At 50.6% G+C, this 14,956-nt stretch carries 13 protein-coding genes; 3 read left to right on the top strand and 10 right to left on the bottom strand.

Going from position 1 to position 14,956, the window contains the following annotated elements:
• The first annotated feature begins 179 nt into the window (after positions 1-179).
• Entirely contained in the window at positions 180-1,478 is a 1,299-nt protein-coding gene (locus tag ACFOE0_RS04050) for a coproporphyrinogen III oxidase family protein (protein WP_248935343.1), read from the top strand.
• A 27-nt stretch (positions 1,479-1,505) separates the two neighbouring features.
• Here the strand turns inward: ACFOE0_RS04050 and ACFOE0_RS04045 are convergent, their stop codons facing one another.
• Entirely contained in the window at positions 1,506-1,805 is a 300-nt protein-coding gene (locus tag ACFOE0_RS04045; RefSeq protein WP_248935344.1) for an energy transducer TonB, read from the bottom strand.
• A 590-nt stretch (positions 1,806-2,395) separates the two neighbouring features.
• Here ACFOE0_RS04045 and ACFOE0_RS04040 point away from each other — a divergent pair.
• Positions 2,396-3,367: a nucleoside hydrolase gene (locus ACFOE0_RS04040; RefSeq protein ID WP_248935345.1), complete on the top strand. Its 972-nt coding sequence runs from the start codon at positions 2,396-2,398 to the stop codon at positions 3,365-3,367.
• 132 nt (positions 3,368-3,499) lie between these two features.
• Entirely contained in the window at positions 3,500-3,808 is a 309-nt protein-coding gene (locus ACFOE0_RS04035; RefSeq protein WP_248935346.1) for a hypothetical protein, read from the top strand.
• Between the two features lie 108 nt (positions 3,809-3,916).
• Here the strand turns inward: ACFOE0_RS04035 and ACFOE0_RS04030 are convergent, their stop codons facing one another.
• From ACFOE0_RS04030 to dnaJ, 9 genes are all read right to left on the bottom strand, one after another.
• Positions 3,917-4,564: a LysE family translocator gene (locus ACFOE0_RS04030; RefSeq protein WP_248935347.1), complete on the bottom strand. Its 648-nt coding sequence runs from the start codon at positions 4,562-4,564 to the stop codon at positions 3,917-3,919.
• A 185-nt stretch (positions 4,565-4,749) separates the two neighbouring features.
• Positions 4,750-5,112, bottom strand: coding sequence for a hypothetical protein (locus ACFOE0_RS04025; RefSeq protein ID WP_248935348.1), 363 nt, complete (start codon positions 5,110-5,112; stop codon positions 4,750-4,752).
• A 460-nt stretch (positions 5,113-5,572) separates the two neighbouring features.
• Positions 5,573-8,797, bottom strand: coding sequence for a carbamoyl-phosphate synthase large subunit (carB, locus tag ACFOE0_RS04020; protein WP_248935349.1), 3,225 nt, complete (start codon positions 8,795-8,797; stop codon positions 5,573-5,575).
• Between the two features lie 26 nt (positions 8,798-8,823).
• Positions 8,824-9,969: a glutamine-hydrolyzing carbamoyl-phosphate synthase small subunit gene (gene carA, locus ACFOE0_RS04015; RefSeq protein WP_115136122.1), complete on the bottom strand. Its 1,146-nt coding sequence runs from the start codon at positions 9,967-9,969 to the stop codon at positions 8,824-8,826.
• Between the two features lie 186 nt (positions 9,970-10,155).
• Positions 10,156-10,968, bottom strand: a complete 813-nt coding sequence (gene dapB / locus ACFOE0_RS04010) for a 4-hydroxy-tetrahydrodipicolinate reductase (RefSeq protein WP_248935350.1) — start codon at positions 10,966-10,968, stop codon at positions 10,156-10,158.
• A 209-nt stretch (positions 10,969-11,177) separates the two neighbouring features.
• The gene (locus ACFOE0_RS04005) at positions 11,178-11,795 is read right to left on the bottom strand and encodes an FKBP-type peptidyl-prolyl cis-trans isomerase (RefSeq protein ID WP_115136124.1); all 618 of its coding nucleotides are present in this window, start codon (positions 11,793-11,795) and stop codon (positions 11,178-11,180) included.
• A 97-nt stretch (positions 11,796-11,892) separates the two neighbouring features.
• On the bottom strand, positions 11,893-12,702 hold the full coding sequence (locus tag ACFOE0_RS04000) for a M48 family metallopeptidase (RefSeq protein WP_248935351.1): 810 nt from the start codon (positions 12,700-12,702) through the stop codon (positions 11,893-11,895).
• Between the two features lie 91 nt (positions 12,703-12,793).
• Positions 12,794-13,594 carry a M48 family metallopeptidase gene (locus ACFOE0_RS03995; RefSeq protein WP_248935352.1) on the bottom strand — a complete coding sequence of 267 codons (801 nt, stop codon included), beginning with the start codon at positions 13,592-13,594 and terminating at the stop codon, positions 12,794-12,796.
• Between the two features lie 139 nt (positions 13,595-13,733).
• Complete coding sequence (gene dnaJ / locus ACFOE0_RS03990) at positions 13,734-14,861, bottom strand: molecular chaperone DnaJ (protein ID WP_115136128.1); 1,128 nt, start codon at positions 14,859-14,861, stop codon at positions 13,734-13,736.
• Between the last annotated feature and the right edge of the window lie 95 nt (positions 14,862-14,956).

Here is a 14,956-nt window from a genome sequence, read left to right as displayed (position 1 = left end):
CTGCCAAGGCGGTTTTTATTTCTCCGCTCATAGTGATTTGTGGGCAACCCGACAATTTATACAAATAAAACAGTTAATTGATAAAAGTATGCCGCTGTCGACAGTTCAAAAATAGCCTATCTCTTAGGCTGGTATCTGTAGGTTTTACCGCCACTCAGTATCGAAGTCAGGAGGGATTCATGGATTTCAGACCGTTAAGTGGATTTTCATCAATGTCGATCAGTGCCATGGATAAGGTGATGCAATGGCAGATCCAGAATTCGCTCTCCCTGTCGGATGCCAAAGTGCCCAATTCAATGCTCATTGCCCCGGAAAAACCCATCGAAACCCTGTATCTGCACATTCCCTTCTGCCACACATTATGCCGATATTGCTCATTTCATAAGGTTAAGTTTAATGAGGTACTGGCCAGGGATTACTTTAAGGCTCTGAGGCAGGAGATCTGCTCTGTAATCGATCTTGGCTTTAAATTTAACCGTGTGTATGTGGGCGGCGGCACTACCACGATTCTTGAAGATGAACTGATAGCCACCATAGAACTTATTCTGAGTAAAACCCGGATACGGGAAGTCTCCTGTGAAAGCGATCCAATCTACTTCCATGAAGGCCAACCGCAGAGGCTTACAGGGTTAGTTGATCGTATGTCGATTGGTGTCCAGAGTTTTGAAGACCGAATACTCAAAGCCACAGGAAGATATGAGAAATTCGGCTCGGGCCAGGAGCAGTATGAGTATATTCATAAAGCCGTATCTCTGTTTCCAACCGTTAACATGGATATGATGTATGGGTTTACCGGTCAAACCCCGGACTCCATTGCCATTGATCTCGAAAAAGCCATAAGTCTGAAGCCGGAACAGATCACCACCTACCCCCTGACCCCGGGCATTGGCAAAAACCGAAAAAAATGCGCATCAATTTCTGGTAAAGAGAGTGACCTATGGGCCCAGTTCGTCACGGCCAGATCTTGCCTGACAACAGCCTATGATATGGAATTTCCCTGGACATATAGTCAGCGTAAACAGCAGCCTGTTGAACACAAATATGTTCTTGACGGTGAAGATTGCTTCGGTGTCGGTTCAGGAGCATTTGGCCGTTTTGGAAACAGGTTCCTGATCTCCAGCTTTGATATTCAGGACTATATAGATTCAAGAAAAGCCGCCCCCGCTAAGCCTGGAATTCAATTTGAAAAGCAGATAAGTGATCAGGCCCTGAGGCAACATCATTTAATGATAATGATGGGCCACGGAATTGTGCGACACAAAGAGTTTGAGTTGCATACAGGGCAAAGCCTGTGGCGGGCTTTGCCACTGGAAATGAGCTTCCTGCTGGCCACAGGCGCCATTAAAAGTCACAGCGACGGCTATCAGGTCACTGAAATGGGCCAATTTGTGGCGCTGAAAATGTTCTCCGGCTTCCTGTCAGGAATGGACTATCTGCGTGAGCAGGCCCGGGAACTGGTGCAACCACAGGCCTGCTGATTTAAACAGAGTGTAAGAGTTGGGGCACTACTTAGTCAGCGTAAACTCATTACTGACCCAGACAGGGATCAACTTGGTGTTGTATGCCGAAGGGGTGTATTGATATTGAGCCAGCATTTCCCGAACCACCTCTCCCCACTGAGGGTCAGTCATAGAGGTAAAAGTGACCTTGTGAACCCTTCCTTCGGAATCGATCAAATACCTGGCCTCAACATAGCCTTTAGCAGGCAGACTTTCATCAATCTCAAATTGGTAGGAGTCGGATACGGGTAACCAATAGCGGGACAGCTCACTGGCACTAATCTTCATCGCAGGCTGCTTTAACACGGGCGTTGCTCCACAACCGGCCAGAAGTACAGCACAAAGCGTTATCATTATTTTTTTCATAAGGTTACCAGTTATCGACCAGACGTAAGTAGATTCTCAACAGGGTAATTTTTTTGTGCAATCACCCTAAAGTCTGATTTCCAACCAGAAAGTTACCCTACCCACTCTCGTGAGCCAACTCCAACCTTCATAACTGAGCGGATAATGACTGCTGGCTGCAGTAAGAAGCCCGTTCCTCCTAATTTTCCCGGCATAACTCCTGCTCTACCGACAAGTGTCAGTGATGAGCATAACCCGAAGAAAGATTTGAGGGGGACAGTAAACAAGTGACAACTGAAGGAAAAAAATGGCATACCTGAGGTATGCCCAAATCGTTGGTCTCGCCGCCAGCAGACCAACGGGTGTCTGTTTAAGCTTAGTTCAATACCTCTCTGGTTCCAGTAAGTTACGAAAAATACAGCATATTGCTTACTTCCACAGCAATCGTACGAGGCTTAATTAGCGGTTTGCGAACTGTCACAACAGTCGCAGGATTTATCAGATACACTGCGCCATCTCCCATCCAAAGGGACCCTACAACAGGAATAACAATGACTCATAAAATTATTCTGGATACAGACCCGGGTATCGACGATGCAATGGCGATTTTGTTTGCCGAGGCCCACCAAGATATCGAACTGATGGCGCTGACCACAGTATTTGGTAATGCAACCATCGAAAATGGCACCCGTAATGCCCTCTTCCTGAAAGAGAAGTTCAATTGCAGCTATGACGTTGCCCAGGGTGCAAGTCAGCCACTGGAGCGTCCACCGGTTGGCCCAACTGTGATTGTTCACGGTGAAACCGGTTTTGGCCACCTGCATGCTTCTGAACCGCAAACCGCAAAGGCAGATCCGCGTCCGGCACATCAGTACATTATCGACCAGCTAAAGGCTCACCCCGGCGAAATCACCCTGGTTGCCGTTGGCCCTTTGACCAACCTTGCATTGGCACTACAGGCTGATCCTGCAATCACCAAACTGGTTAAACAGGTAGTCATTATGGGTGGCGCCTTTGGTGAACACGGACACAAAGGTAATGTGACACCATTTGCCGAAGCTAATATTCATGACGACCCGCACGCTGCTGACCTGGTGTTCACCGCTGATTGGCCTGTGGTCATAGTTGGTCTTGATGTCACTGAAGAGAGCTTCTTCAGCAGCGAGTATCTGGATCAGCTGCGTGATGACGCAGGAGAGGTGGGCCAGTTTATTCACGATGTCAGTCGCTACTATCTGGAGTTCTATTCAGAGAAAATCGGGCTTTCAGGCTGTCATGTGCATGACCCTTCTGCCATCGCCTATGTGATCAACCCAGAACTTTTCAGCCTGCGTCTGGGTCCTGTTCGGGTAGTGCTGGATGGTTGCGCCGAAGGCATGACTCTGCAGAAATTCACGGATCGCCGTCACGGTTACGATGAGTGGGAAGGCAAGCCAAAGCAATCTGTCGCGGTTGATGTGGATGACGCCTCACTGCTGAAGCTGTATCGCGATACTATTATTGAATACAGCGCCAGACAGTAGCGACTTAAGCCTAACCAAGAATATCGCTGTAAATTTCACCAAAAGCAGTGAAATCCTCCATATTGAGCAGCTATACTGGCTGCTCAATATTTACCCGCCACACCTTGTTCGGTGTTGGCTGCGGAGGTTGATATGCCAAAGCTTAAAAAACTCGCGTTAGCACTTCCCCTCACTCTTTTCATCCCTTTTTTCACGGCGGCTGCAAATGCAGATGCCAGCACTCAATCAAATGACGACTTAACGACTCATGTCGTTTCTGATGCCACCAAACGCAAAGGTGAGCAGCAACATCTTAAAGAGTTGGCTGAAGCTAAAGGGCAGAAGAAAGCAGATGTTCTGGCTCATGACGAACACAGACGTAAAGGCGAACAGCAGCACCTGAGAGAACTGCACGAGTCCAGGAAGGCCGCCAAAGTCAAACCGCCCAAAAAAGATAACTGACGAATCTGCCAGCGCTGGCAAATAGACAGCAGTAAAACAGACAGTAAAAAGGCGCTCTATGCACATCAAGCAAAGGACGCCTTTTCGACTTTCTGGAGGGTTGTTGAACTAAGCGACCTGAGCCGTAACCTGAGATGTCAGCAACCAAACTGACAACAAAATAAATACGGCGCCCATCACCTTGTTCTGCCAAACCCGGAAACCGGGATGGCTGAGCAACGCCTGCCCCAAAGACCCCACCGCAGCGACGAGCAAGAGGTTAAAGGTGAGACCTGCGACATTAAGCAGCAAACCAAGCGCCAACATCTGCTCACCGGATGATGCACTAATATTGGATGACACAAACTGAGGTAGAAACAGCACAAAGAACATCAGTGCCTTGGGGTTAAGCAGGTTGCTAATCACAGCCTGACGATATAACTGCTTGCCCAGGTTCTTTTGCGCTTCCGGTGTTTTGGCTTCGCCGCCGTCTTTGGTTCTGAGGCAACCCCATCCCATCCATGCCAGATAAGCTGCGCCAATATACTTAAGCGCTTCCAGTGCCAGTGGGCTCATGGCTACCAGAGCAGACACCCCCATCGCCGCCAACAAGGTCAGAATAATGCCGGAAGTCGCGTTGCCAATACTGGCCCAAACGCCCACACGACGACCATAGCTGAGGCTGGCTGAAGTGATCAGCAGCATATCAGGGCCAGGGATCAGCAAAAGTGCCAAAATAGCAGTCAGGTAAAGGGGTAATACAGATAGATCGATCATTTACAGCACAAGATGAGCAAAATTCAGGTGGCGGATTGTAGAGATAATTCAGCAACAACTCCACGCCAAACTGAACTTTTGTGAGCTGACAAATGGATGCTTTAGTTGCCAAAGAGGAAGTCATAATCAAAAGAAAGAGGGTGGCTTCAGCCCCACCCTCTTTGGGGCATCAGATGCAATACAGGCTATCTGCCATCTTCAAAGCTGGCGGTAGCAGGAGTCGCATTTTCCCAGGTTCCATCGGCATACAAAATTGTCGCTGTCGCACGGTACGGTCTAAAAGGCCTGATAGTAAAAGAACAGTGGGTTCCGCTACCGCATTTGCCACTGGCAGCATCTCCCCAAATAACCTGAGAGATTTGACCATTTGCGCCATTTACCCGAAACACAGCCGTAGCAGTTCTGGCTCCCCACACCATGGAGAAGCAATGACCAGCAGTATATTGGTCATAGGCCTGAGTATCTACATAACACTCAACAGCCGCTGCTTCGGTATCAAATGCCGTTAACGCTCCCACAGCGAGTAAACCTAAGATCATTGATTTCATGTGTAACCTCCTGTCATAAGTTCAGGCAACAGAGGACAGGAGTCGTCATTGGAATTCAATGTAAATACGAAAATTCACACAAAACGAGTAAGAGGCTAAGAGGTCTGGTTTATATTTCTCAAACAGATTTAGTACTTATCTCTATTTCTGACTCCAAAATACCATCTTCAAGCTGAAGTTCTTATCAGGCACCTGATTTGTTTAGAGATAAACAACCACCCAAAGATAGTCTTAAAGTTCCATAAAAACTGCACAGGATTAAACTTGATTAATCACCCGCCTTATCCGTTTGAAAACAGCTTAAGGGCATATCAAGCAAGCTAATCCCCAAATTTCAAAAATCAACGATTATTGAATATCTTACTAAACCGCTGCAGATGCTGATTCAAAAATAATTAATACCAACAAAAGAAGAAGGCCGCTAATGCGGCCTTCTTAGTTATTGGTTAATTCCTTTGAATTAGCCCTTGGCTATACGCTCATGCAGTTCCTGCACTGAGTTCACCTTGCTGCGGTCATCATTGGTCGATGCCATACAGGTTGCGAACGCCGCGTTCAGGGTCGTGGTGTACTGCACCTTGTAGCGCAGCGCGCCGCCACGCAGCTGACGGGAGTCCTCAATCGCCTGACGACCTTCAGTGGTGTTGACGATATAGGTGTATTCACCATTCTTGATGCGGTCCAGAATGTGTGGACGACCTTCATGTACCTTGTTCACCAGACGTGGGTTGATACCGGCTTCGCCCAGTACCACGGCAGTACCATGGGTAGCATCCAGCTCATAACCCAGTTCAGCCAGCTTGGCAGCCAGGTCAGCAACACGGCCCTTGTCACTGTCACGTACAGACAGCAGGGCACGGCCCTTCTTAGGAATGTCCTTAACAGAACCCAGCAGCGCCTTTGCATAAGCTTCTGCGAAGGTATCACCTACACCCATAACCTCACCGGTAGAGCGCATTTCAGGGCCAAGCAGCGGGTCAACGCCTGGGAACTTGTTGAATGGCAGTACCACTTCTTTCACTGAGTAGTATGGTGGGATAACTTCTTCGGTGAACTGCTGTTCAATCAGAGATTTACCAACCATCACACGGGCAGCAATCTTGGCCAGCGGCACACCGGTCGCCTTGGACACAAATGGCACGGTACGGGCAGCACGTGGGTTAACTTCAATCATATAGATTTCGTTATTCTTCACCGCGAACTGTACGTTCATCAGACCCACAACACCCAGCTCGAAGGCCAGCTTACGAACCTGCTCGCGCATCTCATCCTGGATCTGCTTGCTCAGGGTGTATGGAGGCAGAGAACAACCAGAGTCACCTGAGTGAACCCCCGCCTGCTCGATGTGCTCCATAATGGCGCCAACCACAACAGTCTTGCCGTCACATACTGCATCGATATCCACCTCAGTGGCATCGTCCAAGAAGCGGTCCAGCAGTACCGGAGACGCGTTGGATACGCTTACCGCTTCGTTGAAGTAACGGCGCAGATCCTGCTCGTCATACACGATTTCCATGGCGCGGCCACCCAATACATAGGATGGACGAACAACCAGTGGGTAACCGATACGCTCAGCGGACAGTACCGCACCTTCAACTGTGGTTACAGTATCGTTCTCAGGCTGCTTAAGGCCCAGACGCTGCACTGCGTGCTGGAAACGCTCACGGTCTTCAGCGCGGTCAATGGCATCAGGGCTGGTACCGATAATCGGCACGCCAGCGGCTTCCAGAGCGCGGGCCAGTTTCAGTGGCGTTTGACCACCGTACTGCACGATAACGCCTTTTGGCTGCTCAACGCGTACGATTTCCAATACGTCTTCCAGGGTTACCGGCTCGAAGTACAGACGGTCGGAAGTGTCATAATCGGTGGATACTGTCTCTGGGTTACAGTTAACCATAATGGTTTCGTAACCATCTTCACGCAGTGCCAGGGCAGCGTGAACACAGCAGTAATCGAACTCAATACCCTGGCCAATACGGTTTGGACCGCCACCCAGTACCATGATCTTGTCACGGGTAGATGGGTTGGCCTCACACTCTTCCTCATAGGTAGAGTACATGTAAGCGGTATCGGTAGAGAACTCAGCAGCACAGGTGTCTACACGCTTGTAAACCGGGAAGATTTCATAGCGATGACGGGCCTTGCGCAGTTCGTTTTCGCTGATACCCAGCAGCTCTGCCAAACGCGCATCGGCAAAACCTTTACGCTTCAGCTGACGCAGCAGGTCGGCATCCAGGTTAGCCCAACCCAGTTCACGAACCTTGTTCTCAGACTTAATCAGGTCTTCAATCTGCACCAGGAACCAAGGGTCAATATTGGTCAGCTTGAAGATGGCGTCCATGGACAGACCGGCGCGGAATGCATCAGCGATGTACCAGATACGGTCCGCACCCGGCTCTTTCAGCTCATGGCGGATTTTCTGCAGGGCATCAGCTTCTTCTACATCAACCACAGGGTCCAGACCGTTACGGCCTACTTCCAGACCGCGCAGTGCTTTCTGCAGAGACTCCTGGAAGGTACGACCAATCGCCATTACCTCGCCCACAGACTTCATCTGAGTAGTCAGACGGTCGTTGGAACCGGCAAACTTTTCGAAGTTGAAACGTGGAACCTTCGTCACAACATAGTCTATAGCAGGTTCGAAAGAGGCTGGGGTCTTACCGCCTGTGATGTCGTTGGACAGCTCATCCAGGGTGAAGCCTACTGCCAGCTTGGCCGCAATCTTGGCAATCGGGAAACCGGTTGCTTTGGAGGCCAGTGCAGATGAACGGGATACACGTGGGTTCATCTCGATGATAACCATACGGCCAGTCTTCGGGTTAATACCGAATTGAACGTTGGAACCACCGGTTTCTACACCGATTTCACGCAGTACCGCCATGGAGGCGTTACGCATGATCTGGTATTCCTTGTCGGTCAGCGTCTGGGCCGGTGCCACAGTGATGGAGTCACCAGTGTGAACGCCCATAGGGTCGAAGTTTTCGATGGCACACACGATAATGCAGTTATCGTTGCGGTCACGAACCACTTCCATCTCGTACTCTTTCCAGCCGATCAGGGATTCGTCAATCAGCAGTTCATTGGTCGGAGACAAATCCAGACCACGGCTACAGATCTCTTCAAACTCTTCCTTGTTGTAAGCGATACCGCCGCCTGAGCCACCCATGGTGAAAGATGGACGGATGATACATGGGAAACCCACTTCATCCAGTACGCCGTAGGCTTCTTCCATGCTGTGGGCGATACCGGCACGAGGACATTCCAGGCCGATAGATTTCATAGCCACGTCGAAACGTGAGCGGTCTTCTGCTTTATCGATAGCATCGGCAGTGGCACCGATCATCTCAACATTGAACTCAGCCAGTACGCCCTGACGTTCCAGTTCCAGTGCACAGTTCAGTGCGGTCTGGCCGCCCATGGTAGGCAGAATCGCGTCTGGACGCTCTTTAGCGATAATGTTGCGCACCACTTCCCAGTGAATTGGCTCGATGTAAGTGGCATCGGCCATTTCCGGGTCGGTCATGATGGTGGCTGGGTTGGAGTTCACCAGAATGACACGGTAGCCTTCTTCGCGCAGGGCTTTACAGGCCTGAGCACCTGAGTAGTCAAACTCACAGGCCTGACCGATAACAATCGGACCGGCACCCAGGATAAGGATACTTTGTATGTCTGTACGTTTTGGCATGGCTTACTTCTCTGCTCCGAATTCTGTTACTTGGCGGTCTGACGATATTGTTCAATCAGTTCGATAAAGTGGTCGAACAAAGGTGCACAATCGTGTGGGCCCGGGCTCGCTTCAGGATGCCCCTGGAAGCTGAACGCTGGCTTGTCAGTCAGGTGAATACCCTGCAGTGAGCCATCGAACAGGGACTTGTGAGTCACCTTGATGTTGGCTGGCAGTGTTGCCTCATCAGCAGCAAAACCGTGGTTCTGGCTGGTGATCATCACAGTGCCTTTTTCGATATCGCCCACCGGATGGTTTGCACCATGGTGGCCAAACTTCATCTTCAGAGTCTGTGCACCACTGGCCAGAGCCAGTAGCTGATGACCCAGACAGATACCGAAAACAGGGATGTCGGTAGTCAGGATTTCCTGAATCGCTGCGATAGCGTAGTCGCATGGCGCTGGGTCACCAGGGCCATTGGACAGGAACACACCGTCAGGATTCATCGCCAGTACTTCACTGGCAGGAGTTTGTGCAGGTACCACAGTGACATCACAGCCACGGTCAACCAGCATGCGCAAAATATTGGTTTTTACGCCATAGTCGTAAGCCACGACTTTAAACTTCAGCTCTTCGGCAGGTGTGTCTGAAGGCAGACCACCTTCCAGACGCCAGCTTCCTTTGCGCCACTGATAGGTCGACTCAGTGGTCACTTCCTTGGCCAGGTCCATCCCTTTCAGACCAGGGAATGCACGGGCAGCTTCCAGTGCTTTGGCTTCATCCATATCACCCACCAGGATACAACCTGCCTGAGCACCTTTCTCACGCAAAATGCGGGTCAGGCGACGGGTGTCAATGTCTGCAATACCAACTATGTTGTTGGACTTCAGATAGTCACTGAGGGATTGTTCATTGCGGAAGTTGCTGGCGAGAAGAGGAAGATCCCGGATGATCAGACCACAGGCATGAACGCTGTTGGATTCTGTATCTTCTGAATTGGTACCGGTATTACCAATATGTGGGTAGGTTAAAGTAACGATTTGGCGAGAATAGGAAGGATCAGTCAGAATTTCTTGATACCCTGTCATCGAAGTGTTAAAAACAACTTCTCCAACGGCGATTCCATTCGCTCCAATTGCGGTACCTCTGAAAACGGATCCATCTTCGAGTACGAGTAAGGCAGACTGTGTCAACGCGACCTCCGAAAGACAAGCCACTGAAAATTGAATTTATTTGTATAGTTAAATTACCAAATTCCGCTTAATTTCGAAATTTTGACAAATTCCGAGGATTATACCTTGGGGATGCTAACCCGTCTACACCCAAGCTTTCTATTCTGAAAAATAATTCCAAAAAAAACCGCCTTGCGGCGGCTTTCGTTAACTTAACCCTAACACTTGCTGCATGTCATACAGACCGGCATCCTGGTCAGATACCCATAAAGAGGCACGCATCGCACCATTAGCAAAGGTCATACGGCTTGAGGCTTTATGGGTAATCTCCAGACGTTCGCCGATATCAGCAAACATCGCGGTATGCTCACCTACCAGATCGCCTGCTCGGATAGTGGCAAAACCTATTGTCTCGCGGTCACGCTCACCGGTAATGCCCTCACGCCCATAAACGGCGCATTGTTCCAGATCACGGCCGAGCTTATTGGCAATTACCTCGCCCATCTTCAAGGCTGTACCGCTGGGTGCGTCTTTCTTGAATCTATGGTGGCCTTCGATAATTTCGATATCTGTGTACTCACCCATGACTTCAGCAGCCAGTTCCAGCAGCTTCCACATCAGGTTTACCCCCACAGACATATTGGGTGCCAGCACCACTGGGGTCTGCTCAGCAAAGGCGGCTATCTGCTCTTTCTGAGCAGCATTAAAACCAGTAGTGCCTATCACTATGGCTTTATGGTTACGGGCACACCAATCCAGGTGCGCAAGCGTGCCTTCGGGGGAAGTGAAATCAATCAGAACATCAAAATCATCGCTGGCTTTATCCAGGCTATCAACCAGAGTAATTGCCTTGTTGCCGATCCCCGCCAACTCACCGGCATCACAGCCCAGCAGGCTTGAATCAGGACGCTCGATAGCCGCCCCCAGAATAATGTCAGCATGGTTTTCAGTTGCTTCGATCAACGTCCGCCCCATACGGCCGCCGGCGCCTACAATCGCAACCCGAACATCTCCACTCATCACTAGCTCCCTGAATCTGATAACGCTATTGCCCGGCTCGCGGACAAATGAATGGATTGATTCTACATAAACTATGAAGAGGAGGGAGAAAAATCTCTGTACTTGACCAGATTTCAGCGTTTCAAGGCTAACGTCAGTGCCAGACGGATACCGGGCATAAAAAAACGCCGGCAGTGCCGACGTTTTTATAAGTAATAGCATCAATCCAATTACAGGATATCCAACAGCTCTACTTCAAATACCAGTGCAGAGTATGGTGGGATAGATGCACCGGCACCACGCTCGCCATAGGCCAGGTGCTGAGGTACATACAGCTTCCACTTGGAGCCGGCAGGCATCAGCTGCAGGGCTTCAGTCCAACCAGCGATTACACCGGATACCGGGAATTCAGCAGGCTGATCACGAACAACGGAACTGTCGAACACATCACCATTGATGAAAGTACCATGGTAGTGAGTACGTACGGTGTCATTGTAGGTAGGCTTGGCACCGTTACCTTCAGTGATGATTTCGTACTGCAGACCTGATTCAGTGGTGAATACACCGTCACGCTTGGCATTATCAGCCAGGAAAGCTTCGCCTTCAGCAGATGCAGCCGCAGCCGCTTCTTCCTGTGCCTTTTGCAGACGCTGACTGATTTCAGTAAAAGCAATCTGCATATCCTGCATGGATACTGCACTATCTTTGCCGTCGAACGCATCAGCCAGACCGGCTTGGACTGCAGCGATATCGATACCTTCGAAAGAGTTGGCTTTCAGCTGCTCACCCATTTGGCGACCTACACCATAGCTGGCGTGCTGTTCTACGGTAGAGAACTTCTCAGACATAATCAGGTTACTCTTGGTTAGTGAAAATTTATGCGGCGGGCATTGTAACATAGTGCATTACGCAACGCCCTGCCATAACAGGGTAATTTCTGAGCACTTACCTCAGGCGACACTCACGTATCCCGTCTTCCCTGGCCTGTTGATAGGCTGGCATTACATGGGGAATTTGCTCGTTAAGCTCCTCTATACGACTGCCGTGGGATGGGTGAGTTGAGAGTATTTCCATAGGCTGGCTGCCGGATGCTCTGGCCATATTTTGCCACAGACTGACAGCAGCCCCGGGGTCAAACCCGGCTTTGGCCATCAGCACCAGCCCGACCAAATCCGCCTCTGTCTCTTGATCCCGGCCAAACGGCAGAGTAATACCTACTTCAGCGCCCAGGCCCAACGCGGCCATCACCATATCCCTGTGCTCGACTTCGCCCATATCCAGAGCAAAATCCACCGCCTTAAGGCCAAAGTTTTTCATCTCGGAGCGGGAAGCCTGCTCGTTACCGTGACTGGACAGCACATGAGCCACTTCATGACCTATGACAGCGGCCAGTTCATCCTGGGTGCGGGCCAAATTCAGCATGCCGGTATAGACCCCAATAAAGCCACCGGGTAGCGCAAAGGCATTGACCTGAGGTGAGTCAAACAGCACGACTTCCCAGTGCTTATGACGGGTATCGCCCGCCTGCTTGACGATACGCTGAGTAATACAGTTGACGTAGGCGTTCAACTGGGGATTGCGGTTAATGGGCAGACTTTGCTTCATTTGCGCAAAGCTCGCCTCTCCCATCTGTGCCATATCAGATTCGGAAAACAGCAGCGTCTGGCTACGCCCGGTTGGCGAGGTATGGGTATCGCAGCCACTCAATAAAGTGACCGCCAGTGACAATACAAACGCAGGAATAAACTTCTTCATAGGCAAATAAACAGCATTCGATGACAACAGTGCTTATTTACCTATATATGGGCAGTAAATAACTTATCCAATGACATTGGGCCAGGTTTAATCATTTTGGCTTGCTGCAGGTTGGCCAGTTCATCGCTTTGGCCGCCTGATAATATTGTTGAGCCGATTGCTGTTGAGCGGTCAGCTCATTAATACGGGTACTGTGAGAGGGATGAGTAGACAGCATTTCAGGTGGTGCACCTTCACTGGCTTTGGCCATATTGTGCCAAAGGTCTACAGACGCGGCCGGGTCAAAGCCGGCTCTGGCCATCAGCTCAACGCCCATAATATCTGCTTCGGTTTCCTGCTCTCTGCCATAGGGCAAAGTGAAAAACACATTGGTGCCCAATGCCGCCAGCTGAGTAATCGTGCCGGCACTTTCAACCCCGTAGGCAGCAAGACCAATATTCAGGATTTGCAGCCCGGTTCCCGTCAGCTCGGAGCGGGACACCTTTTCATTACTGTGGCGAGCCAGTACGTGCGCCACCTCATGCCCCATTACCGCGGCCAATTGGTCCTCATTTTGGGCGACATTCAGCATGCCGGTGTAAACCCCTATATATCCCCCAGGCAGGGCAAAGGCGTTCACCTGAGGGGAGTCAAACAGTACCACTTCCCATTGCTGAGCAGGCAGCACTCCTGTGATTCTGTCAGCGATGCAATTAACATAGGCAATGCTGGCCGGATCGCTGCTGACTTTTTCCTGCTGTTTCAACTGCTCAAACGATACCTGCCCCAACTGCGCCATTTCTGCCTCGCTGTGCATCAGCATCTGACTGCGTCCTGTGGGCGATTGGTGAGTGGCGCAGCCTGCCATTGTCAGGGTTAATGCCAGTGCGGCTAATTTCACAGATATCTTCATTGGTTTAGTCCGTTACAACAATGTGGTAGAGTGTAACCAATACAGACAGATAAAATCGATAGTCAGCGCAAAAGTAAAAAGCCCGATACTGTCTCCAGTACCGGGCTTTGTTAATTCATCGTTCGACAGGGTCGGAGGATCAGTTATTCAGATCCTGGAAGAACTTCTTCACGCCATCGAAGAAACCTTCAGCTTTAGGGCTGTGCTTGCGTGATTCGCCCGTCAGGGTTTCTTCAAACTCTCGCAACAGTTCTTTCTGACGCTCGTTCAAATTAACCGGGGTTTCAACTACAACCTTACACAGCAGATCGCCCACGGCATGGCTGCGCACAGACTTCACACCCTTACCACGCAGACGGAACATGCGACCTGTCTGAGTTTCCGTTGGGATCTTCAGGCTAACCTTACCATCCAGAGTTGGCACCTGAACTTCGCCGCCCAGTGCAGCCTTGCTGAAAGAGATAGGCACTTCGCAATAAAGATTGTTGCCATCACGCACAAAGATAGGATGTTCGCGCACGCTGACCTGTACATACAGATCGCCTGGAGGTGCACCGAACTCACCGGCTTCACCTTCACCCGCCAGACGGATACGGTCACCTGTATCAACACCGGCCGGGATCTTCACAGACAGAGTCTTGGTCTTCTCGACACGACCTTCGCCATGACACTTGCCACAAGGGTCTTTAATGATTTTGCCGCGACCATGACAGGTTGGACATGGCTGCTGCACAGCAAAGAAACCCTGACGCATCTGCACCTGACCGGCACCATGACAGGTACCACAGGTTGTCGCGCTGCTGCCAGCTTTGGCACCAGAACCATCACACACGTCACAGGTAGCCAGTGTTGGAATACGCAGTTCTTTGGTCAGGCCACGTACGGCCTCTTCCAGAGACAGTTCCAGGTTGTAACGCAGGTCTGAGCCACGGGCAGCCTGACGCTGACCACGACGACCGCCGCCGAAGATATCACCAAAGACATCACCGAAAATATCACCGAAATCAGCGCCACCGCCGAACCCACCGCCACCACGGTTAGGATCAACACCGGCGTGACCAAATTGATCATAGGCCGCTTTCTTATCGGAATCGGTCAGGATCTCGTAAGCTTCCTTCACCTCTTTAAAGGCAGTTTCCGCTTCTTTGTCACCCGGGTTACGGTCGGGATGGTATTTCATCGCCAGGCGCTTGTACGCCTTTTTGATATCGCGCTCGCTGGCGTCACGGCCAACGCCCAATACTTCGTAATAATCTCGCTTTGACATAGTCTTCGCTTTCTCTGAGCTGGCAGTTCATTTTGACTGCGGGAGACATAACAACGGGCGTTAGGGAGATCCCGTAACGCCCGCCGGACGAATAA

The sequence above is a fragment of the Shewanella submarina genome (assembly GCF_042646185.1).
Taxonomy (GTDB): domain Bacteria; phylum Pseudomonadota; class Gammaproteobacteria; order Enterobacterales; family Shewanellaceae; genus Shewanella; species Shewanella corallii.
This window is presented reverse-complemented; position numbering and strand designations above follow the sequence as displayed.

What these genes read in the sequence shown, in the direction of transcription:
- ACFOE0_RS04050 (WP_248935343.1), top strand. Translation starts at nt 180, where the DNA reads ATGGATTTCAGACCGTTAAGTGGATTTTCATCAATGTCGATCAGTGCC.
- ACFOE0_RS04040 (WP_248935345.1), top strand. Translation starts at nt 2,396, where the DNA reads ATGACTCATAAAATTATTCTGGATACAGACCCGGGTATCGACGATGCA.
- ACFOE0_RS04035 (WP_248935346.1), top strand. Translation starts at nt 3,500, where the DNA reads ATGCCAAAGCTTAAAAAACTCGCGTTAGCACTTCCCCTCACTCTTTTC.
- ACFOE0_RS04030 (WP_248935347.1), bottom strand. Translation starts at nt 4,564, where the DNA reads ATGATCGATCTATCTGTATTACCCCTTTACCTGACTGCTATTTTGGCA.
- ACFOE0_RS04025 (WP_248935348.1), bottom strand. Translation starts at nt 5,112, where the DNA reads ATGAAATCAATGATCTTAGGTTTACTCGCTGTGGGAGCGTTAACGGCA.
- carB (WP_248935349.1), bottom strand. Translation starts at nt 8,797, where the DNA reads ATGCCAAAACGTACAGACATACAAAGTATCCTTATCCTGGGTGCCGGT.
- dapB (WP_248935350.1), bottom strand. Translation starts at nt 10,968, where the DNA reads ATGAGTGGAGATGTTCGGGTTGCGATTGTAGGCGCCGGCGGCCGTATG.
- ACFOE0_RS04005 (WP_115136124.1), bottom strand. Translation starts at nt 11,795, where the DNA reads ATGTCTGAGAAGTTCTCTACCGTAGAACAGCACGCCAGCTATGGTGTA.
- ACFOE0_RS04000 (WP_248935351.1), bottom strand. Translation starts at nt 12,702, where the DNA reads ATGAAGAAGTTTATTCCTGCGTTTGTATTGTCACTGGCGGTCACTTTA.
- ACFOE0_RS03995 (WP_248935352.1), bottom strand. Translation starts at nt 13,594, where the DNA reads ATGAAGATATCTGTGAAATTAGCCGCACTGGCATTAACCCTGACAATG.
- dnaJ (WP_115136128.1), bottom strand. Translation starts at nt 14,861, where the DNA reads ATGTCAAAGCGAGATTATTACGAAGTATTGGGCGTTGGCCGTGACGCC.